This is a genomic window from Rhodanobacter sp. TND4EL1 (assembly GCF_054061035.1).
Map to the genome: position 1 here is coordinate 141,720 of NZ_JBSSDT010000002.1, position 19,326 is coordinate 161,045.

21 protein-coding genes are annotated in these 19,326 nt (G+C 64.0%); 17 read left to right on the forward strand and 4 right to left on the reverse strand.

The features are described from left to right. Window positions 1-22: 22 nt before the first annotated feature. Both ACVWWQ_RS07280 and ACVWWQ_RS07285 read right to left on the reverse strand, forming a co-directional pair. Entirely contained in the window at window positions 23-718 is a 696-nt protein-coding gene (locus ACVWWQ_RS07280) for a double zinc ribbon domain-containing protein (RefSeq protein WP_133948422.1), read from the reverse strand. Beyond that, window positions 715-1,707 (reverse strand): OmpA family protein, encoded by a 993-nt coding sequence (locus ACVWWQ_RS07285; RefSeq protein WP_133948420.1) that lies wholly within the window; start codon window positions 1,705-1,707, stop codon window positions 715-717. Before ACVWWQ_RS07285 ends, ACVWWQ_RS07280 begins: the two co-directional genes overlap by 4 nt. Before the next feature lie 128 nt (window positions 1,708-1,835). Here ACVWWQ_RS07285 and ACVWWQ_RS07290 point away from each other — a divergent pair, with 128 nt between their 5' ends. From ACVWWQ_RS07290 to ACVWWQ_RS07360, 15 genes are all read left to right on the forward strand, one after another. Then, on the forward strand, window positions 1,836-2,360 hold the full coding sequence (locus ACVWWQ_RS07290; protein WP_457383346.1) for a hypothetical protein: 525 nt from the start codon (window positions 1,836-1,838) through the stop codon (window positions 2,358-2,360). Between the two features lie 122 nt (window positions 2,361-2,482). Next, complete coding sequence (locus ACVWWQ_RS07295; RefSeq protein ID WP_166669708.1) at window positions 2,483-4,066, forward strand: pilus assembly protein TadG-related protein; 1,584 nt, start codon at window positions 2,483-2,485, stop codon at window positions 4,064-4,066. Between the two features lie 53 nt (window positions 4,067-4,119). Continuing rightward, window positions 4,120-5,082, forward strand: a complete 963-nt coding sequence (locus tag ACVWWQ_RS07300; RefSeq protein ID WP_133948416.1) for a hypothetical protein — start codon at window positions 4,120-4,122, stop codon at window positions 5,080-5,082. A 62-nt stretch (window positions 5,083-5,144) separates the two neighbouring features. Continuing rightward, window positions 5,145-6,017 (forward strand): TadE/TadG family type IV pilus assembly protein, encoded by an 873-nt coding sequence (locus tag ACVWWQ_RS07305; protein WP_457383347.1) that lies wholly within the window; start codon window positions 5,145-5,147, stop codon window positions 6,015-6,017. After that, on the forward strand, window positions 6,007-6,669 hold the full coding sequence (locus ACVWWQ_RS07310) for a hypothetical protein (RefSeq protein ID WP_133948412.1): 663 nt from the start codon (window positions 6,007-6,009) through the stop codon (window positions 6,667-6,669). The genes ACVWWQ_RS07305 and ACVWWQ_RS07310 overlap by 11 nt, the downstream gene beginning before the upstream one ends. Then, window positions 6,666-6,893 (forward strand): hypothetical protein, encoded by a 228-nt coding sequence (locus ACVWWQ_RS07315; RefSeq protein ID WP_457383348.1) that lies wholly within the window; start codon window positions 6,666-6,668, stop codon window positions 6,891-6,893. The genes ACVWWQ_RS07310 and ACVWWQ_RS07315 overlap by 4 nt, the downstream gene beginning before the upstream one ends. A 5-nt stretch (window positions 6,894-6,898) precedes the next feature. Next, complete coding sequence (gene cpaB, locus ACVWWQ_RS07320) at window positions 6,899-7,684, forward strand: Flp pilus assembly protein CpaB (protein WP_133948410.1); 786 nt, start codon at window positions 6,899-6,901, stop codon at window positions 7,682-7,684. 113 nt (window positions 7,685-7,797) lie between these two features. Then, a complete protein-coding gene (locus tag ACVWWQ_RS07325; RefSeq protein ID WP_457383349.1) occupies window positions 7,798-9,039 on the forward strand; it encodes a type II and III secretion system protein family protein in 1,242 nt (413 codons plus the stop codon). A gap of 9 nt (window positions 9,040-9,048) precedes the next feature. Next, a complete protein-coding gene (locus ACVWWQ_RS07330) occupies window positions 9,049-10,770 on the forward strand; it encodes an ATPase, T2SS/T4P/T4SS family (RefSeq protein WP_208321578.1) in 1,722 nt (573 codons plus the stop codon). Then, window positions 10,767-11,615, forward strand: coding sequence for a type II secretion system F family protein (locus ACVWWQ_RS07335; RefSeq protein ID WP_133948406.1), 849 nt, complete (start codon window positions 10,767-10,769; stop codon window positions 11,613-11,615). Before ACVWWQ_RS07330 ends, ACVWWQ_RS07335 begins: the two co-directional genes overlap by 4 nt. Continuing rightward, window positions 11,612-12,502 (forward strand): type II secretion system F family protein, encoded by an 891-nt coding sequence (locus ACVWWQ_RS07340; protein WP_133948404.1) that lies wholly within the window; start codon window positions 11,612-11,614, stop codon window positions 12,500-12,502. The genes ACVWWQ_RS07335 and ACVWWQ_RS07340 overlap by 4 nt, the downstream gene beginning before the upstream one ends. Before the next feature lie 35 nt (window positions 12,503-12,537). Next, complete coding sequence (locus ACVWWQ_RS07345; RefSeq protein WP_457383405.1) at window positions 12,538-12,852, forward strand: DUF192 domain-containing protein; 315 nt, start codon at window positions 12,538-12,540, stop codon at window positions 12,850-12,852. Then, entirely contained in the window at window positions 12,837-13,355 is a 519-nt protein-coding gene (locus ACVWWQ_RS07350; protein ID WP_099652871.1) for a tetratricopeptide repeat protein, read from the forward strand. The genes ACVWWQ_RS07345 and ACVWWQ_RS07350 overlap by 16 nt, the downstream gene beginning before the upstream one ends. Beyond that, window positions 13,352-14,017, forward strand: coding sequence for a TadE family protein (locus tag ACVWWQ_RS07355; protein ID WP_133948400.1), 666 nt, complete (start codon window positions 13,352-13,354; stop codon window positions 14,015-14,017). Before ACVWWQ_RS07350 ends, ACVWWQ_RS07355 begins: the two co-directional genes overlap by 4 nt. Then, a complete protein-coding gene (locus ACVWWQ_RS07360) occupies window positions 14,014-14,664 on the forward strand; it encodes a LolA-like protein (protein WP_133948398.1) in 651 nt (216 codons plus the stop codon). Before ACVWWQ_RS07355 ends, ACVWWQ_RS07360 begins: the two co-directional genes overlap by 4 nt. A 12-nt stretch (window positions 14,665-14,676) precedes the next feature. Here the strand turns inward: ACVWWQ_RS07360 and dinB are convergent, their stop codons facing one another. Next, window positions 14,677-15,765 carry a DNA polymerase IV gene (gene dinB / locus ACVWWQ_RS07365; RefSeq protein ID WP_133948396.1) on the reverse strand — a complete coding sequence of 363 codons (1,089 nt, stop codon included), beginning with the start codon at window positions 15,763-15,765 and terminating at the stop codon, window positions 14,677-14,679. Window positions 15,766-16,076: 311 nt separating this feature from the next. Between dinB and ACVWWQ_RS07370 the strand changes: the two genes are divergently transcribed. Further along, window positions 16,077-16,769: a hypothetical protein gene (locus tag ACVWWQ_RS07370; RefSeq protein ID WP_133948394.1), complete on the forward strand. Its 693-nt coding sequence runs from the start codon at window positions 16,077-16,079 to the stop codon at window positions 16,767-16,769. Between the two features lie 88 nt (window positions 16,770-16,857). Here the strand turns inward: ACVWWQ_RS07370 and ACVWWQ_RS07375 are convergent, their stop codons facing one another. Beyond that, window positions 16,858-17,763 carry an ATP-grasp domain-containing protein gene (locus ACVWWQ_RS07375; protein ID WP_133948392.1) on the reverse strand — a complete coding sequence of 302 codons (906 nt, stop codon included), beginning with the start codon at window positions 17,761-17,763 and terminating at the stop codon, window positions 16,858-16,860. A 212-nt stretch (window positions 17,764-17,975) separates the two neighbouring features. Between ACVWWQ_RS07375 and ACVWWQ_RS07380 the strand changes: the two genes are divergently transcribed. Continuing rightward, complete coding sequence (locus ACVWWQ_RS07380; RefSeq protein WP_099653366.1) at window positions 17,976-19,313, forward strand: amino acid permease; 1,338 nt, start codon at window positions 17,976-17,978, stop codon at window positions 19,311-19,313. The last annotated feature ends 13 nt before the right edge of the window (window positions 19,314-19,326 follow it).

A 19,326-nucleotide genomic window follows, 5' to 3' on the forward strand; every position in this document is an offset into this window, starting at 1 on the left:
GCCCGGATAGGGTGGGAATGCCTCAGCCTGTCGTCGTCAACCCGCATTCCGGGCAGAAGTGGCTGTTGGCCGGCAAGGTCGCATGGCAGCCCTTGCAGGTCGCTGGCATGCCCAGCTGCTGGCCGCATTGCGGGCAGAACTTGCCGCCATGTGATTCGGCGTGGCAGGCGGGGCACACCAGCTGGCGTGCGCTCGACACATCGATTTCCTGTGCCTGGGCCACACCACTGGCGCGGGCGCTTTCCGTGGCGGCTTGCACGGTGCCCTCGTGGCGTGCGGCCTGCACTTCGCTGGCCAGATCCGGTGCGCAATCGCGACACAGACCGCTGTCGGTACTCCAGCAGCTGTCGCAGGTGTAATGGTGGCAGCGTGCGCAGCGATGAAAGTGGGTTTGCGCGGCCCGGATGGCCTGCCGGAAAGCCGCATCACGCGAAGTCCCCCAGCCAGCCTGGGCAAATCCCTCGGCAGCACGGTCAAGACTGCTTCCCACATTTCCCAGCAAACCGCCGATCAGATTGCCTGCTTGTTGCATCCAGCCCGATGCCTGTCCACTGCGGTAAGGGTCGAACGGCGAGCGCCAGGTGTCGTTGCAGCACTCGCAATAGAACTCGAACTGGAAGCCCGCGCCGGTGCCGCTCGGCTGGCACAGGTCGCGGTAATTGTCGGAAAAGTGCAGGGCGTCGCCGATCGGGGAAGTGCCTTCCGCCTCGATGCTCATTGCTCGACCAACTCGACTCGGCGGTTGCGCGCCTTGCCGTCCGGATCACGGTTGCTTGCCACCGGCGCGTAGGAGGCCAATCCCTTTGCGCCAAGTCGATCGGCTGCAATACCGTAATTCGTGGTCAGGGCCTTGACCACCGCTTCGGCACGCCGCTGCGAGAGAGCAGCGTTGTGCGCGACGGTGCCGCTGTTGTCGGTATGGCCGACGATGTAGACCTTCAGCGCCGGCTGTGTCTTCAGCAGCGTCGCCATTTCCGCAAGGGTCCCGGCGGAACTCTTTTCGAGCACCGCACTGTCGCTGCCGAAGTGGATGCCATAGAGCGCGATATGCCCGCTCTTGGCCAAACCCTGGCTCATGGCTTTCGCATCGACGATGACCTGGCCGGTTCCCATGGCCTTGGCTTCGACAATTTGCAGCAGGACACCCACGGGCTCCTGCTCATTCTGGCTCACCAGAAGCGAAAGGTTGATGTCCCCCTCGGGGCGCTTGAGATGCGCGGTGAGCGACTGCACGTTGCCACCCGCCGCCTCCAGCGAGGAAACCATCAGATTGCGGTTGCCACGCATCCGGTCGAGTAATGGCTCGATGAGCGCGGCGCTGAAATCGAAGCCGCCACAACCCGCGTCACCGCTGCATTGGAAGCGGGTCTGGAATCCGGCCGCCTTGAGCGCCTGCGCGAAATTTCGGTATACCTCGATGGCGCTCTTGCCCTTTGGCCCGGCATAGGCGAGGCGGGTGATCCGACCTTCCACATCTTCACTCTTGGCGAAGCGGCTCGGCTTGCCGGCATCCTCGCGTGCCAGTGGCAGCGTGGCGCGACCGTAGTCCTCTTGCGAATAGCCCACGATGATCGAGCCGGCGAAACGCGATACGGCTGGATGGTCGTGACTGCCGGCCACATCGTGGTCCGGCAGTTCGGAGGCGGTTGCCGATATGCACGAGAAAACCAGCAGGAAGGCGAGCGAGCGCGACAGAAGCCTGTGCATGTGTCGGTATTCTCCAAGCATCAATTGGAAGATCGGGAAACATAGCAAATCATTCGACAGCCATGTCGCGATCGCGAATCAGACGGCCATATCCGTTCAGCCTGAGCGGTGAAAGAGGCGCCTTCAGGATGTCTTTTGTGATTGGTTTCTCAAAACGGGTCGTCCGCAGGCTGACATTCACAAACCTGCAGCACTCGTTCGGTAAGTTCGTTCGGCAGGAGCGGCACTGCCAAGGTGACATCGATTGGCTTTTGTTCCTGAATGATGCGTGGTCGATGTTGACTGACCAGGGGGCGCGTCACCTTCCATTGAAGTCTGTCTGGGTCGTCCTTGTCGACGACACCATCACTTTCGAAAAGGGGCACCTCATGAAAACTCGCTTCATTCGCAATGCAGGGATCCGGGTCCGCCAGCGCGGCCAGGGCATGACCGAGTACATCATCATTACCGCGCTCATCGCGATCGCCGCCATTGCGGCCGTCACCTATTTCGGTGGCACTGCCCGCGCGCAGATTGGCGGCATGGCCAAGGAGCTCTCCGGCCAGAGTGCGAAGACCGACATCAATCGGGCGAAAAACCAGGGCAACAAGGCCCACTCCGAGGGCACCAAGGACAAAACCCTCAACAGCTACGACAACGACACGGCCAAGTAATCACACCTGCCTGGGGCTGATGAGCCGAGTGCGGCTTCGCCGCATTCGTGTGGGTTTCCGCGCATGCCCGCAGCGATGCAGGCATGCGTGGTGATCCGGTTTTTCCGCGGGAGGGAGGTGCAATGGCCGAGTCGAATGTCGGCGCAGCGGCGCTGTCGCGTGATCGGTTGCGGCCGTCATGCACGGTCGTGCGCGGCGAGCAGCGAGGGCAGGCGTTGGTGCTGGCGATCGTGGCTCTGCTGGTGCTGTGCATCGGCGTGATCGTGGTGTTCAACACCGGCCAAGCGGTGTCGAAAAAAGTCGAGCTCGTCAACGCTGCCGACGCCGCGGCTTACAGCGCGGCCGTGCAGCAAGCCCGCGCCTACAACCTCGTCGCCTACATGAATCGCGCCGAAGTCGCCAACGAAGTGGCCGTGGCGCAGATGACCAGCTGGTATGCGTGGACGAATTTCACGCTGCGCGGTACTGACAATTTCAAGGACGCGGTGCAGGCCATCGCGATCATCTTCGATATCAGCATTGTCGGCGCCGAGGTGGGCGCCGCATTGCAGGAAGTGGTCACCGCGCTCAATGAAGTGAAGACGGTGGTGAAGACGATTCGCGACGGCATGCAGGTCGCTTTCTCGGCCGGGGTGACTGCCGTCGCGGGGATCAATAAGGCCTACTCCATCGCGTCGCGCGCGATCGCCACGGTGGAGTCGCAGGAGGCGCTGAAGCTGGTGCCCGAAGTGGTCAAGCGCAACACCGATGGCAAGGCGAAAATCGGTGCCCGCGGCTATGCGTTGCTGGAGCAGGGTGCCTTGCAGGCACGTTCCTACGTGACTCATTACACCATTCCCTCATCCGGCCGACGCGATGCCGGGGCGGACCGTTTTGCCAACGTGGTGATGGAGGCGCGCGACGATTTTTCACGTGAACGCAATGGCGGTATCGGTCCCCTGCACAAGCGTGGCGGCACCGATCTTGTCGATTACACCCATTGGGTGGGCGTGGATACCCTCAACGTGAAGATCGGCTGGCTGGGCGTCAATGAACCGCTGGCCTGGGGCGGCGCGGCGGCGGTGAACAGCATGTCGCGTTCGTTCCGTTCCGTGGCCAATCCGGGCTTCAATGGCGGCCGGGGCTGGGATTCGCCCTATGAGATCGATCGCGGCCACTACCAGCGCTATGCCGGTGGCATCGACAACGGCAAGGCTGGAAAGAACGTCCTCAACTCCCCCGCGATCGGAGGCTCCAGCAAGGCGTGGCTGAGAAATTACGCGCCCGCGACCACGCCCGGCCTGCAGCCCTACGACGACATCGCCGAGAACAAGGCGACCGTGCCGTATGACAACGATCGCAGTGCATCGCAGAACGGCGTCAAGGTGATGGATGTGGGGCCGGTGTTCACCGTACTGGTCGAGCAACCGATGAACACGGTACGCACCAGCGACAACGTGGACGGCATTGGCGGGCCACCCGATTTTTCGGCACCCGACAAGACGATTGCCAACGACATGACCGCGTTGTCGTCGGCACAGGTGTACTTCAGCCGTCCGCGAGGATTTGGTCTTTTTGACAACGTGATCAGTCCGTCCAGCCGCGAAATGGGCAGCTTGTTCAGCCCCTACTGGCAGGCGCGGCTTGTCGATACCCCATGCACCACCCGCCACGAAGTCGCTGTCGCCTATGGCGCAGTGGCGCCCTGCGTGCCCGGCAAATCCTGATGTAAGCACCCGTAGCAACCAGTCACCAGACACTTCAGTGGAAAAAGCAGACGATGAACCAAACAAAAAAGGCACGGAGCGACATTGCGCAGGGACAGCCTGTCGGACGCCGTCATGGCCGCGCCGGGAGTCAGGCGCGGCACCTCTCCGTGGCGTTGTACGCCGTCCTGTTGGCGAGCGTGCCGCTGGCCGGTTGCTCCGCCGGCGCTGGCGGGGCTGAAGCGAAGACGGACGCTGCGAATCTTGCGCTGAAGACACCCCCGATTCATGTCAGGCAAACCAGTGTCCTGCTGCACCAGGGCGTGCCGGCGGCGGAGCACCTCTACCAGGAGGCGCTGGCCCGTTGTCGTGCCGGTTCGATGCCGGTAACACCGCTGCCGGAAAGCGTGGTGGCCAAGTTGGGCCATACCTATCTCGACACCTGGTACGACGGTGCCCGCATGGCCACCAAGGCCGACCGCTGGGATTTCAAGAGCGCCGATGGCGCCGCTCCAGGCTGCGTGTTCGAGCCCATGCACGAGTCGAGGTTGAGCATCATCGAACCCGGCTCGGCCACGGTGGTGGACCTGATCAAGGGCACGGCGACCCGCGAGCCGTCGAAGGGCGTGAGGCGCGAAATCGCCGCGCAGGATGACAAACCGGCTGGCGCCGATACCGCGCAGGACGACGAGAAATTGCGTGCCGCCGTCATGGGCGAGCTGCAGAAACAGGGGCAGGGCGATCTGATGGCAAAGACGGAAGGTGAGTCGACGATGGCCGGCCAGCCCTGCGTGCGATTCAGCAGCAGTCAGGGCGAAGCGTGCGTGTGGAGTGGCGGCAAGAAGTGGGGCTTCGTTACCGATACCGCGGCAAGTGCCGATCGCATGGATGCGCCCGGCGACAACATCACCTTGTCGAACAAGCCGGCCAATGGCGAGGGTGTCCAGCTGACGACCGATGCCATGACGGTGGGTGCGCCGATCGACGGCAAGGTATTCGCGGTGCCTGCCAACGTTGCCATTGCGCCAGCGGGCTAGCGCAGCCCACGGAGACCACGATGACCCGTTCGGCTCAATCGCGACATTCACGCCGGAGTGCCTTGGCACCGTCCGTCAGTGGGCGCTGTCAGCGTGGACAAAGCCTGGTCGAGATGGCCGTGGCCTGCATCGTGCTGGTACCTCTTGCGGCCGGCGTGATGCTGCTGGGGCAATACATCCACATCAAGCAACAGACCCAGGCGGCGGCGCGTCAGGCCGCCTGGGCCGCCACCGTCGATCCGGCGCTGATCAACGCGGGCTTGCCGACCACGTCCGCCGTGCAGAGCGCGGTGCGCGCGCGGCAGTTCGCTGACGCGCACGCACCGATCAAGTCCGCCGCGAAGGCGCCGGCTTCCTTTGGCGACACGATGTTGACCACCTTTGCCAACCAGGCGTTGTTGAAAACATCCGACGTGTCATTGAGTGTATACAAACAGGAGATCGCACCGACGTTTCTGGATCGCGCACTCGGTCCCGTCGCCAAGGCGGCCAAGTCACTGGGCAATCTGCCGCCCAACCCGAAGGGCTTCGTCACTGCCGAAGTGCATGCGCGGCCGCAGAAGCTGAAGGCGGCCGACGGACAGGCCCTGGCCTTCCTCGATCCGCTGGACACCGCGCAACTGGATTTTTCCGCGCGCACCGTGCTGCTGGCCGATACCTGGGCGGCGACAGGCGGTGGCGAAACCAGGGAAGGCGAAGTGGCATCGGGCGCCATGTACAACCGCACGGTACGCGAAGTGATCCGACCGTTGGTGCCCACTGGCGGCCTCGGCGACAAGGCGGATGAGGTGGTCAGCGACGTGCTCAACGTGCTTGGGAAAATCCCCATCGTCAACGAGCTGTTTACGCCGAACCTGGACAAATTCCAGCTCGGACGCACGACGCCCGACGCGGTCCCGGCAGACAAGCTGACGAGGTATCGGAATGGCCGTTAGGCGTGGCGCCCTTCTGCTGGTTGCCGCCGTGCTTCCCGGACTTGCCAGTGCCGGTGCGTGGCCACAGCCAACGTTGCCGGCCGGCACGCAGGCAGCCGAGGTTTCCCGGCATATCGTCTTCAATGGGCTGGACATGCACGCCCAGGTGTTCAAGTCGTCGCAGAGCCAGGCCCAGGTGGTCGCTTTCTACCGAAAGCTGTGGGACGGCAAGGTGGTGGTGAACTCGATGGGCGCCGCGCAGGTGATTGGCCACAAGGAAGGCGATTACTACGTCACCGTGCAGGTCAGCGAGGCCGGCAGCGGAAGCAAGGGCAACATCGGGATCGTCGATATTGCCGGCGCGCCGAAACGTTACGAGCCCGGGAAGGGCCTGCCGCGGCCGATGGGCACCAAGGTGTTCAACGATATCGCCTATCCCGATGACCCCACGCCTGGGCGCACCGTGGCCATGCGCAATCGCCTTTCCACACGCCAGAACGAGGCCTACTTCCGCGAGCGTCTGGCTGCCGATGGCTGGAAGCCGGCGGATCAGAACCGCTGCGCGTCCGAAAACTGCGTCCTGCGCTACGTGCGCGGGGATAGCAGGATGACGCTGGTCATGACCCCGGCCGACGGGCAGTCGCAAGTGATGATCAACCTGATGAATCCATGAGCGGCGGGGTGATGAACATGTCCGGCAAGGGGAAAGACCGACGCGCTCCCGGCGCGCTGCGCCCGGCTCGCCAGCGCGGCAGCGCCTTGATCGAATACACCGTGGTGGTGCTGCTTCTGGTGACCGTGCTGCTGGCCAACCCCAACGTCATCCGCGAGCTGGCCGATGCGCTGCGCGACGCCTACACCAGCTTTGTCTACGCACTCTCGATATCCTGGATCTGAATCGAATGGAACGACGCATACCTGCAGTCAACCGCAACTTCCTCTACCTGGGCGGCGCCATCCTGCTTGGCATCGTGGCGAGCCTGATGGCCGTCCATTACATCAACAAGCAGGTGGCTGCGCGCACCCGGACCGTACCCACCGAGACCCGTCAGATCGTGGTGCCGGTGCACGACCTGGAAAAGGGCGCGAGCATCAGCCAGGACGACATCGCCGTACGCGAGATACCGGCCGAGTTCGTGCCAGCCGATGCGCTGACTCCCGACAATTACGAGGACTACCTCGGCCAGGTGCTTCGCGTGCCACTGACCAGGGGCGCACCCATCGGTGGCAGCGCGGTGGATCGGGTGACTGACCATTTCTCCAACGTGATCGAGCCGGGCAAAGTGGCGTATTCGATCCAGGTCGACGAGTCCAATTCGGTCTCGGGCCTGATCGTGCCCGGGGATCACCTCGACATCATGTTGCTGCTCGACGGCGAGGGCAGCGAACAGATTCGTCCCCTGCTGGGAGACGTGCCCGTGCTGGCCACCGGCAAGCGGGCCAAGGGATTGCGCAGCAGCAATCCGGACGATGAGGACAGCTATTCGAACATCACGCTCGGCCTCGCGCCGAGCGATGCGCAGCGGCTCGGCATGGCGATGAAGGTTGGCGAGCTGCGCGTGATGCTGCGCCCGGCCGGCCACCAGCAGCCATTCGACCTCAAGACGCTGAGCAAGGCGGAGCTGCTGCGGTTGGGCCGGCCGGTGCATGGCAAAGGCATTCAATTCATCATTGGCGGGAACAGTTGAGTATGGAAGCAGGCAAGCATTCTGGCCGGTCGACGGCAGTATTCCTGGCAGTGCTGCTGGTGTGCGCCATCGCATGCGCATGGCCATGGCGCGATGCGAGAGCGACTTCTCCGGTGATCGGTGACTCGGTCAACATGTATGTCGGGCAGGCGTTGGTGCAGAGTGCGCCGGGGGCGCTCAAGCGGGTGGCAGTGGGTGACGGCAAGCTGCTGCAGGTCAAGGCGATCGGCAGTCGCGAACTGGTGTTGATCGCCAATCAGCCGGGCGATACTTCGGTGCAGCTGTGGATGGCGGATGGTTCCCAGCGCAGCGTCAGCGTGCACGTGGTGGTCGGCAACAGCGCCGATGCCGCGGACATGGTGGGCCGTCTGCTGGGCACGGACAGCGCGATCTCGGCGGCCACGGTCGGCGGCCATGTCGTGTTGACCGGCAGCGACCTGTCGCAGGCGGACATGGCGCGCATCGCGGCCATCAAGAAGATCTATCCGCAGGTGCTCGACTTCACCAGCGCCAACGCGGTCGAGATGAAGCCGACCGTGATGATGCGCGTACGCATCATGGAGTTCGACAAGAAGGCGATCAATCAGCTCGGCATCAAGTGGGACAGCATGATCGCCGGGCCCGGCGGCGGCCTGGTACACGACTGGGTCACCAATCCGTACTACCGGATGACGCCGAAGGGCTTCGCCGGCATCGGCGCCGATGGCGGCCCGGCGAACCTGCCGCTGCGGGTACCGGGCACGGCGTCGTATTTCGGCATTGCCACCTCGATTGCCTCGCAGATCAACCTGATGATGCAGGACGGCAGTGCGTGGGAACTGGCCGCGCCACAGCTTTCAGCGCGAAGCGGCGGGGTCGCCGACTTTCTGGTCGGCGGTGAGGTGCCGATACCGATCAGCCAAGGGCTGGGCGAAACCACCGTCGAATACAAGCAGTACGGCATCAAGCTGCATATCGCGCCGGTGGTCAACAGCAAGGGCGACATCTCCACCGACATCGAGACCGAGATCAGCAAGATCGATCCGAGTGTGAATGTCCAGGGCTATCCCGGCTTCATCACGCGCCGCGCCAGTGCGCAGCTCAACGTGCATGAGGGCGACACCATCGTCATCTCCGGCCTGGTTGACGCCAGCGCCTCGAAAACCTTCGACAAGGTGCCGGGCCTTGGCGACATCCCCGTGCTCGGTGCGTTGTTCCGCTCGCGGAATTTTCAGCGCAATCGCACGGACCTGGTGATCTTCGTCACCCCGATCGTGATCGATGCCCAGTCGCCGGAGAACCGGGAGTTGATCGAGAAGAGCGATCGCCTGCGCGACGACTTCCGCAAGGTCGCCGGCAAAGACATCGTCGATTGAAGGTGACCCATGTTTGAAGTGTTGATCGAAACCGCCAATCGCGACCCGCGCCAGGTGCGCTGCCTGCACAACGCCTGTGGCATCGGGCGTGGCGAAGACAATCTGGTGATCCTGCAGGGATGGAACATCGGGCGCGAGCACGCGATGTTGAGTGTGCGCAAGGCGGGCGTGTTCATCGAGGTCCTGGGTGGTCGTGCGCCGGTGGTGATCAACGGCTCCAGGGTGCAAGGTGAACATGGCCCGCTGCAGCGTGAGGACGCCGTCATCATCGGGTCGTATCGCCTGCGCGTGCTGGTCGATCAATCCGAAGAGGCGTCGATCAAGGTGCCCCAGCGTGCCGCCAATGCACCGGTACACCTCGACCCGGTGGCTTCCCCGGCCAGTGATTCCGTACCGCCGGCCTTGCCGGTCACCGGATTGCCTGCGGCCTTGCCGCCGTCCACCGACATGCTGGAATGGCGCACCCGCGTGCATCATTCGCTGGTGCGGCAAATGGACCTGCGTCGCGTCGACGTGCGCGGCATGACCGACGACGACCTGCGTCAGAAGACTGCCTCGCTGATCGAGGAGATCATCGATCGGGAGTTTTCCGATGAGCTGCCCAAGACGATCAACCGTCGCCGGCTCGCCAAGCAGGTGCTGGACGAGGCGATCGGCCTCGGACCGCTGGAAGATCTGCTGGCAGATGAGACGGTCACCGAAGTGATGGTCAATTGCTCCGATGACATCTACATCGAGCGCGCCGGCCGCATCGAGAAGTCCGAAGTCATCTTCACCAGTGACAAGGCGGTGCTGGCGGCGATCGAACGCATCGTGGCGCCCTTGGGCCGACGCATCGACGAGAGCTCGCCGATGGTGGATGCGCGACTGTCCGACGGCTCGCGCGTCAACGCGGTCATTCCCCCGGTCGCGCTGCGGGGCCCGAGTCTCAGCATCCGAAAATTCAGCAGGCGCAAACTGAGTGGCGATGACCTGCTGCAATACGGCTCGGTGAACCAGCAGATGCTGGAGTTCATGCAGGTGGCGGTGCGGGAGCGGCGCAACATCGTGGTCACCGGCGGTACCGGCTCGGGCAAGACCACGCTGCTGAATATTCTTTCCAATTTCATTCCCGACAACGAGCGCATCGTCACCATCGAGGATGCGGCCGAGCTCAGACTGAGTCAGCCCAATCTGGTGTCGATGGAGGCCCGTCCGGCGAACCTCGAGGGCAAGGGTCTGATCACCATTCGCGACCTCGTGCGCAACTCGTTGCGCATGCGCCCGGATCGCATCGTGGTGGGCGAGTGCCGTGGTGGCGAGGCGCTGGACATGCTGCAGGCCATGAACACCGGTCACGAGGGGTCGCTGACCACCGCGCACGCCAACTCGCCGCGCGATGCGCTGTCGCGCCTGGAGGTGATGGTGATGATGTCAGGCATGGACCTGCCGATGACGGTGGTGCGCGAGCAGATCGCCTCGGCGATCGACCTGATCATCCATCAGCGACGTTTTCCGTGCGGCTCGCGCAAGATCACCCATATCTCGGAGATCACCGGCATCGAAAGCGGCACGATCCAGGCACAGGATCTTTTCACCTTTCGTGCCCGCGACCAGGGTGGCCCCGGCGGCAAGGTGCGCGGGGAATACGCCGCGACCGGCGCGGTTCCGGAGTTCTACGAGGAGCTGGCTGATCGGGGCGTCCCGGTTGATCTGTCGATCTTCAAGATCAATGAGGACGGTCGCGGATGAGCCTGGTTCCCATCGCGATCGTGGTGTTTCTTTCCGTCTCTGCCGTGGGCTATCTGATCGCGCGGAGTTCGACCGTGTTCTGGGGGCGTTACCAGGAAACGTTCACCGAGCAGGCCCGCTTCAATCTGGCGGACATGTTCATGTTCATGGACGAACGGCATCTGTTCCGCATCAATGCGGCGGCCATGGTGCTGGTGCCCCTGCTGGTGTGGTTCCTCAGTGGCAACCCGTTGCTGGCCATCGTCACCCTGGTGCTGATCCTGGTGCTGCCGAAGAAAATCTATCGGTGGCTGCGGCAACGCCGCATCCTCCAGATCCAGCAGCAATTGCCCGACGGCCTGATGATGGTGGCAGGCAGCATGCGGGCCGGCCTTGGTTTCACGCCGGCACTGGAAAGTCTGGCACGCGATGTGGAGCCACCGTTGGCGCAGGAGTTTGCACTGCTGCTGCGTGAGCAGCGCATGGGCGTGAAACTGGAGGAGGCGCTGGAGCACTTCAATGACCGCGTACCGATCCAGGACGTGACGTTGTTTGTTTCGGCGGTGGGCATTTCCCGCGAGGTGGGCGGCAATCTTGCCGAAAGCATGGCATCGCTGGCCGACACGCTGCGTCGGCGCCTGATCATGGAAGGCAAGGTGAATTCGTTGACGGCACAAGGCCGCTTGCAAGGCATCGTGATGGCGATGATGCCGGTGGGCCTGATCGGCTTTCTCAGTTTCGCCTATCCCGACACGATGCACGAGATGTATCACTCCTACGTCGGTTGGGCGGTGATCACCGTGGCGGCAGTGATGGAGTATCTCGGCTATCGCATGTGCCGCAAGATCACGAGTATCGACATATGAGTCCGGTCGTCATCCTGCTTGCCGTGGCCATGGGCGGTGGCGTCGGTTTCGCGTTCTGGGGCGTCTACGGGCTGATGCGCGAGGTGCCCAAGGCCGATCGCAATTTCCACGACCCGCTGCCGCTCGGATTGCGCATGATCTGGCCGCTGGTCAATGCGGCCACGCACGTACTGGCGCCCAAGCTCAGTGCGGACAAGCTTGAGAAGGCGCACCGGAAACTGCAGACCGCAGGCCAGGATTTCGTGTTGAGTCCGGAACAACTTTACGGACTGCGCGTGGTGGGCGCCGGTATCGTCGCTGCCTTTTTCTGGCTGGTGCTGAGCATGCTCGACAAGCACGGCTGGCTGCTCTACGGCAGTGCGATGTTCTTCGGTGCCGCTGCCGGCTGGTTCTATCCCAGCCTGTGGCTGGGTGAGCGACGCAGCAAGCGGCGCCGATTGGTGATCAAGGACCTGCCGGTGTATCTGGACTTCATCACCATGGCGGTGGAAGCCGGCTTGAATATCACCGGCGGCATCGAGCAGGCCACCCAGAAGGGGCCGGCCGGACCGCTGCGGCAGGAGTTCACTCGCCTGCTGCGCGACATCCGCTCGGGGCTGCCGCGGGCCGAGGCGCTCAAGCGGATGTCGGAGCGCATGGAGATGTCGCAGATTTCGAGTTTCACCGGCACCTTGATCCAGGCCGATCGGGTCGGTGCCAGTCTCGGCAGCACGCTGCGCGCGCAGGCCGGGCAGCGCCGCGAAGAACGTTTTCTGCGGGCGGAGAAACTGGCGCTGGAAGCACCAGTGAAAATGATGCTGCCGCTGGTGTTGTTCTTCTTCCCGCTGATCTTCCTGATGCTGGGCTACTTCATCTACCTGCGCATGCGGCAGGAGGGAATCTTTTGAGACAGGGCCGGATTGTTCGCGAGGGGCAGACGATTGTGCCGCGGGTATGGCGGGCAGACCGGCCTTGGAGCCGGTTGCGTGGGCTGCTGGCGCGGCCACCGCTGCGCGGCGAGGCGATGGAGGCCTTGTGGCTGACGCCATGCGGCGGCGTGCACACCTTCGGCATGGCATATCCGCTGGACGTGGTCTTTCTGGATCGCGGCGGCCGCGTGCTGGAGTGCAACGAAAACCTGCCGCCACGGCGGATGCGCCAGTGCACCGGTGCCCGGCACACGGTGGAGCTGGCGCCGGGCGGCATCGCCGCGATGATGCCCGTGCGTGGCGAGGAGTGGACATGGCTGGCCAGCTGAATCGCGTCGCTGTTCTGTCGGCCGGGTTGTCACTGGCCGTGGTCCTGGTTGGCTGTGCATCGTCGGGGCCGAAACATCTGAAAGCGACCCTTGCGCGCCAGCAGCAAGCGGAGCACGCGTACGCCAGCGGCAATCTGGCGCAGGCCCTGGCGGATTACCAGGCTTTGACCCATGACATGCCACGGCACGCCGACTACTGGTTCCGGCTTGGCAATGTGCGGGTGCGGATGCAGCAGCCGGACGAGGCGGCCGATGCGTATCGGCAGGCGCTGCAGCTGTCGCCCGGTCATGCCAAGGCCTGGCACAACCTGGGCATTGTCCGGTTGCGGCAGGCGGAGGCCGCCTTTGGCCAGAGCGCGCGATATGCCGTTGGCGTGGATGCGCCGCTGCAGCAGCAGAGCGCGCAGATGGCTGACGGCATCGGACAGCTCGCTGCCCCGGCAGAAGCATCCGATCCGGCGTCCGGAGAGGCTGGCTTGGGCGGCAGCGGGCAGCGGCCATGAAACGCAAGGTGACATCTCGCGCGCAGCATGGTCAGGCATTGGTCGAGACGTGTGTGGTGATTCTGGTGTTCGGCGTGTTTCTGCTGGGCATTCTGCAATCGATCCTGTTTTACCGGGTCAAGACCACAGTCGATTACGCGGCGCTGGAAGCTGCCCGGAACGGCGCCACCCACAACGCGAAGATGAGCGCGATGCGGGTTGGCCTGGCGCGTGGATTGATGCCGTTGTACGCGCACAAGGTCGGCAAGGGCGAGGCTACCAAGGCCTATGCCGAGGCGATCCTGGCGGCCAACAATCCGCTGGTCAGCGACATCGAGGTCATCAGCCCGACCAAGGCGGCGTTCGCCGATTGGAAGGAGCGCCAGTTTGATGGCGTCGAGGCGATTCCGAATGACAGCCTGGCATTCCGTTCGTCGTCACCCGGCACACGCAGCGGACTGACCGTGCAGGATGCGAATGTGCTGAAGGTCCGCGTGGTTTACGGTTACAAGATGATTGTGCCGGTGATCGACAAGCTCGTCATCGCGATTTTCCGTGAGTCGTTCTACAGCGGCTTGAGTGCGCAGGAGATCGCCATGCTGGAAAGCGGTCGCCTGCCCATCGTGAGCCAGGCGATGGTGCGCATGCAGACCCCGATCCGTGACGCCGGCGTGCTGCCTTGAACAGCCTGCCTGCCACGGTGATGTGCATGGTCTTTGCGCTGCTGGGGTCCGTTGCGCATGCCACCGACATGCCTGACGTGAAAATCGATGCCGTACTGGAAGGTGGCGGCATCGGCATGTCGGCGCGGCGCGCCGGCGTCGCTGGGGAAACGATCTGGATCAAGGGCGACAAGGCGCGGGTGGACTTCGACGCCGGCGCAGGTCGCCGCGGCCGCATCCTGCGAGGCGGCGGCCATGCGTGGTTGCTGATGTCCACGTCGAGCCGGGCCTTGCCGGCCGATCATGTGCGGATGGGGGCGATCACCCGGCTGGATGTGCGAAAGCCGTGCTGGAACCTCGGCTTCCCCTGTACGCCGGTTGAGAACCGACGCATCGCCGGTCGCTTGGCGCATGGCTGGCGATATCATCATGCCGGCCATGCCGGACCTGATGGCACCGACAGCGGTGTGCTCTGGATCGATGCCGAATACGGCCTGCTGCTCGCGTTCAATGCAAAAGATGCTGCCGAGCAAACGCATCGCATGGAAACCACGGCCATCGTCTTCGGTCCCCTTCCCGACGATGCCTTCGCCTTGCCGGAGAGTATTCGCCTGGAGGTGAAGAAGGCTGACTCCCGCGCCGATGATCTGCGTCGCCAGGCCCACTGATGGTTGCGGCGGTCAGGCAAACAGGTCGGACTGTGCCTGGTAGCTGTCGCGGTCGACGAAGCCGGACAAGCCCACGCCGACCAGCCGATAGCGGCTACCGGCAGGACGTTCCACCCGGTCGCGCAGGGCGCAGGCGATGTCACCCAGTTGGGCGGCCGACATGGGTCGTTGCCCGGGCGTCAGGCTGCGCGTCAGCGTCTGGAAATCACCGGTTTTGAGTTTCAGCACCACCGTGCGTGCCACCCGGTCGCGTTCGCGCAGATAGCCGGCCCAGGCCTTTTCCGCGAGCTGGCGGATGTGCGGCTCCAGATCCTCGAGCAGAAGATCGTGCTCGAAAGTATCTTCGGCAGAAATCTGCAAGGTGGGGCGCTCCGGCTGTACCGCATGTTCGTCGATTCCGTGCGCCAACTCGTGCAGGCGCCTGCCCCAGCGGCCAAAACGCTGCTCCAGTTCGGCTTGGGCGAACGCGCGCAACTCACCGATCGTGGCAATCCCGAGTCCGCCGAGCTTCGCCTCCATCACCTTGCCCACACCGGGCAGGCGGCCGACCTTGAGCGGGGTGAGAAAGGCTTCGACCTGGTGGGGGCGCACCACGAACAAGCCGTCGGGCTTGCGGAAGTCGGAGGCGATCTTGGCCAGGAACTTGTTCGGCGCCACGCCGGCCGATGCGGTCAATCGGGTTTCCTCCCGGATCGCCGCTCGTATGGCCTCGGCGGTGGCGGTGGCCGAGGGCAGGCCGGTCTTGGTCACGGTGACGTCGAGATAGGCTTCGTCCAGTGACAGCGGCTCGATCAGATCGGTATGTCGCGCGAAGATCTCGCGGATCTGCCGCGATACCGCCTTGTAGCGCACGAAGTCCGGTGGCACGAAGACCAGTTGCGGGCACAAACGCTCCGCGCTGATCGCCGGCATCGCCGAGCGCACGCCGAACACGCGGGCTTCGTAGCTCGCCGCGCACACCACCGAGCGCGCGCCACGCCATGCCACGGCAACCGGCTTGCCGCGCAAGGAGGGATCATCGCGCTGCTCGACCGACGCGTAGAACGCGTCCATGTCGACATGCAGAATCTTGCGGGGTGGGGCGGGCACGCGAACAACCATGGGGGAAGGTGACAGGTCCATTCTAGAGGTGAGCGATGCCAGGCAGTGTCAGTTGTCATGGCCCGGGGTTTTGGCGGCTCAGCCGATGGCGCCTGCTTTCCTTGTGCGACAAGCGGCTGGCAGTGTTGAAGGTGTTCATGCCGTCAGTGCTTCGTCCGGTGGGCGTGAGTCTGCACCTGATCGAGCAACAGGACGGAATGATGAAATGGCCGCCTCGATCTGCTTTACGATTCAGGCCGGGGAGTGAATCACAATGCGGCACCCCGGGCTTCCCCCACGCAGGGTGCGGTGCCTGTTTGTCTTGGAGTGATATGAAACGTTTCCATCGCCATGTCGGCATGGCCTTGTTGGCGACATGCCTGTATGTCGCCGCTGGTGCTGCGGGTTCCGTGACTGCGGCGGCCTTGTCCAAGGCGCCGGACCAGGGCGCCGTCGAAGCCTTCACCCGGCACGCCGAGTTGAATTTTGCGGATCTTGGCGAGGGTGAAAAAACGCCGGTTTCGGACAGGATTCTGGACGGGTTCGAGGCGGCGCCGAGCCTGCTGGTTACGCCGGATGGATCGTCCATCCGCTGGGGCTTCAAGTATCAGGAGGCCAGCCTGCAGTCGGTGGTCATCAACGCACCATCCGGAGAGCCCGCACTGCTTGCGGCGGTTGACGGGGTGAGTCGGCTGACTCGCCGGTCGAGGCCGCCGATTGATGAACTGGCGTCCTACCGGGAGGCGGTAAAGCGCACTGGTATGGCGCCGTCCGTGACGATTTTTGTTCACGACGAAGGCAGTCTTCGCGCCTACCTTCCGTTGTTGAAACGCTGGTTGCAGGCCAATCTGATGGGATTCAACATCGACTGCAGCAAACCGGGTCTGGCGCATGCCTGCACGTTCGCCGAGCAAGTGGCGATACCTGCCACGGCGCATGTCATTGCAGCCGACGGCCGCCTGCGCCGCATCGAGATGCCGGACGTCAAGGCATCTTCGATATCGTTGTCATGGTTCGTTCAATAACGCATCCGATCGACGCCGATCGGGAAGCGGACTTCAACCGCGTAGCCGTGAAGCGAACGCCGCTTCGGCGTGATTTTCGCCGGCCGGGTCAGCCCATCCTTGCCCGGTTCGCCGCCGCGTGGCGCGCGGCAACTTCGCGCGCCAGTCGTCGGGCGGCGGGTGGATGGATGGCCAAATGCAGGAACGGCTCGATGAATTCCAGTTCCATGATAAGGAAGCGCCCCTTGCTGACCACGCCGTCAACGCGCACATAAGCGTGGTTGCCGTACCCGAGCGCGGCCGCAGCGTCGAGTGCTTTCGTGGCGGCGGCCAGGATGGCCGGGGTGGGCTGCGCCGGTTCGGCACTGCCGCCATGCTCGCCCTGCACGCGATAGTCGCCAATGGCGGGTCGCTTGATCACCGCATGGCTGAATTCGCCAGCGAAATACAGTAGCGACCATTCGCCCTCGCTGACCACTTCGGGCACGAACGGTTGCACCAAATAATCGAGCCCGCGCGGCAGTTGCCTCAGCGCGGTAGTGAACTCCGCATCGCCGGTGCGGCCACGCAACGTGTGCCAGGCCCCGCCGCTGATCGCCGGTTTGACCACCACCTGCTGCCCCGGCATGGTCGCCAACACGTCAGGCAGTGTGGCGGCACTGGCCCATCGGATCGGGATGATGGCTACATCACGCTCAGCCAGTTCCAGCAAGTAGCGCTTGTTGCTGTTCCAGCGCAGCAGGGCGCTGTCGTTGATGGTGGGCACGCCCAGTTGGTCGAGCCGGTCCAGCCATGCGAGAAAGTCGGCGTGGTGCTTGAAGTAATCCCAGATGGTGCGGATCAGCACGGCGTCGAACGCCGACCAATCCACGGCCGGGTCATTCCACACGCACACCACTGGCATCAGGCCGCAGCATGCGAGTTCGGACGCCAGTGGCGCGTCGTCGGGCTGGACCGACGGATAGTCGCAAGCGGTGGCAAGGGCGATCCTGCCGGTGGTTGCATGGGTGGGCATGGCGACGTCTCCTGCTGACAAATGGAACGCCCAGCCAGGGATGCGCACAGCGAGCGTGGCGGTCGGCATGTGCCGGTACGCAGGTCGCGTCGCCGGCAACAGTCTTCCGGCGCGCCGCAAGCTTGTCAATTTGTCCGGTGGTGATGGGGTGTGGATAACGTCATGCCATGCGGCGCTGGCAGAAACGGTACCGACAATGGCATGGTGTCGCCATGCCTATCGAACCTGCCAATGCCTATGCCCGTCGCCTGAACACCTGGGACGCCGCGATGATCGTCATCGGCGGTGTGATCGGAGCAGGCATTTTCCTTACCCCGGCCACCGTGGCGCGCAGTACTTCCTCCGGGGCGGAGGTGCTGGTGTTGTGGGTGATCGGTGGCTTGCTCACCCTGGCCGGCGTGCTGTGTTATGCCGAACTGGGTTCGCGGCGTCCGCAGGCTGGCGGCATCTATGTCTATCTGCGCGAGGCCTTCGGCCTGCTGCCCGGCTTCCTGTTCGGCTGGACCATGGCGCTGATCAATTACCCCGGCAGCGTGGCCGCCGTGGCGACCATGTTCGCCGAATACCTGTGCACCGCGTTGGGCCTGTCGTCGCAGGTCTACGTGAAGCCGGTGGCGGTGGGCGCGATCGTGTTCATCGTCGGCATCAACCTGTTCGGCATTCGTGCCGGCGCCTGGATGCAGAACATCTTCACCGTATTGAAGCTGGCGGCGGTGGCGCTGCTGGTGATCAGCGGCCTGGTGCTGGCGCATGGTCAGCCGGGGAGTGCGTTGGCGGTGGATACCGTCCACCCGGTGTCCTCCTGGGCCTTTGCCGGCGCCTTGCTGCCCGTGCTGTTCACCTATGGCGGGTTTCATTATCTCAATGACCTGGCCGGTGAGGTGCGCAACCCACAACGTACCTTGCCGCGTGCGCTGGGCATGGGCATGGTCGGCGTGGTGGTCTGTTACGTGCTGGTCAACTACGCCTACCTCGCCGGGCTCGGCCACGCCGGCCTCGCCGAGAGCGTGGCGCCCGCGGCCGACCTGATGCGGCGGCTGTTCGGTGACGCCGGCGCCACCGTGATCGCGATCGGCATCGCTTGCTCCACCTTCGGCTATTGCAGCATCGCGATCGCCGGCGGCGCGCGCGTGCTGCAGACAATGGGTGCCGACGGTGTGTTCTTCCGTGCCGCCGGTCGCGTCGATGCGCGCACACGCGCACCGCAGATCGCGCTGGCGTTGCTGGGCGCGTGGGCGGCGGTGCTCACTTATTCGGGCAGCTTCAACCAGTTGCTCAACTACACCACGGTCGGCGAGTGGATCGGCCATGTGTTTGGTATCGGCACGCTGTTCTGGTACCGCAAACACTTCATCGACCAGCCGGCGCCGTACCGCGTGCCGTTCTACCCGTTGCTGCCGCTGATCTTCGTGATCACCGTGTTTGGCGTGATCGTGGCCAGCGCCATCCATGCTCCGGGCGATGCCGGCATGAGCCTGCTGATCATCGCGCTGGGCGTGCCGGTGTATTACGGCTGGCAATACTGGATGCGTCGTCACCCGGTGGCCTAGCCGTGTCTGCGCG

Bases quoted from the DNA above. Each gene is read 5' to 3' on its own strand.
- ACVWWQ_RS07380 (WP_099653366.1), top strand. From the start codon at position 17,976: ATGCCTATCGAACCTGCCAATGCCTATGCCCGTCGCCTGAACACCTGG.
- ACVWWQ_RS07330 (WP_208321578.1), top strand. From the start codon at position 9,049: ATGTTTGAAGTGTTGATCGAAACCGCCAATCGCGACCCGCGCCAGGTG.
- ACVWWQ_RS07350 (WP_099652871.1), top strand. From the start codon at position 12,837: ATGGCTGGCCAGCTGAATCGCGTCGCTGTTCTGTCGGCCGGGTTGTCA.
- ACVWWQ_RS07375 (WP_133948392.1), bottom strand. From the start codon at position 17,763: ATGCCCACCCATGCAACCACCGGCAGGATCGCCCTTGCCACCGCTTGC.
- dinB (WP_133948396.1), bottom strand. From the start codon at position 15,765: ATGGTTGTTCGCGTGCCCGCCCCACCCCGCAAGATTCTGCATGTCGAC.
- cpaB (WP_133948410.1), top strand. From the start codon at position 6,899: ATGGAACGACGCATACCTGCAGTCAACCGCAACTTCCTCTACCTGGGC.
- ACVWWQ_RS07310 (WP_133948412.1), top strand. From the start codon at position 6,007: ATGGCCGTTAGGCGTGGCGCCCTTCTGCTGGTTGCCGCCGTGCTTCCC.
- ACVWWQ_RS07355 (WP_133948400.1), top strand. From the start codon at position 13,352: ATGAAACGCAAGGTGACATCTCGCGCGCAGCATGGTCAGGCATTGGTC.
- ACVWWQ_RS07295 (WP_166669708.1), top strand. From the start codon at position 2,483: ATGGCCGAGTCGAATGTCGGCGCAGCGGCGCTGTCGCGTGATCGGTTG.
- ACVWWQ_RS07335 (WP_133948406.1), top strand. From the start codon at position 10,767: ATGAGCCTGGTTCCCATCGCGATCGTGGTGTTTCTTTCCGTCTCTGCC.
- ACVWWQ_RS07315 (WP_457383348.1), top strand. From the start codon at position 6,666: ATGAGCGGCGGGGTGATGAACATGTCCGGCAAGGGGAAAGACCGACGC.
- ACVWWQ_RS07340 (WP_133948404.1), top strand. From the start codon at position 11,612: ATGAGTCCGGTCGTCATCCTGCTTGCCGTGGCCATGGGCGGTGGCGTC.
- ACVWWQ_RS07280 (WP_133948422.1), bottom strand. From the start codon at position 718: ATGAGCATCGAGGCGGAAGGCACTTCCCCGATCGGCGACGCCCTGCAC.
- ACVWWQ_RS07285 (WP_133948420.1), bottom strand. From the start codon at position 1,707: ATGCACAGGCTTCTGTCGCGCTCGCTCGCCTTCCTGCTGGTTTTCTCG.
- ACVWWQ_RS07370 (WP_133948394.1), top strand. From the start codon at position 16,077: ATGAAACGTTTCCATCGCCATGTCGGCATGGCCTTGTTGGCGACATGC.
- ACVWWQ_RS07300 (WP_133948416.1), top strand. From the start codon at position 4,120: ATGAACCAAACAAAAAAGGCACGGAGCGACATTGCGCAGGGACAGCCT.
- ACVWWQ_RS07290 (WP_457383346.1), top strand. From the start codon at position 1,836: ATGTCTTTTGTGATTGGTTTCTCAAAACGGGTCGTCCGCAGGCTGACA.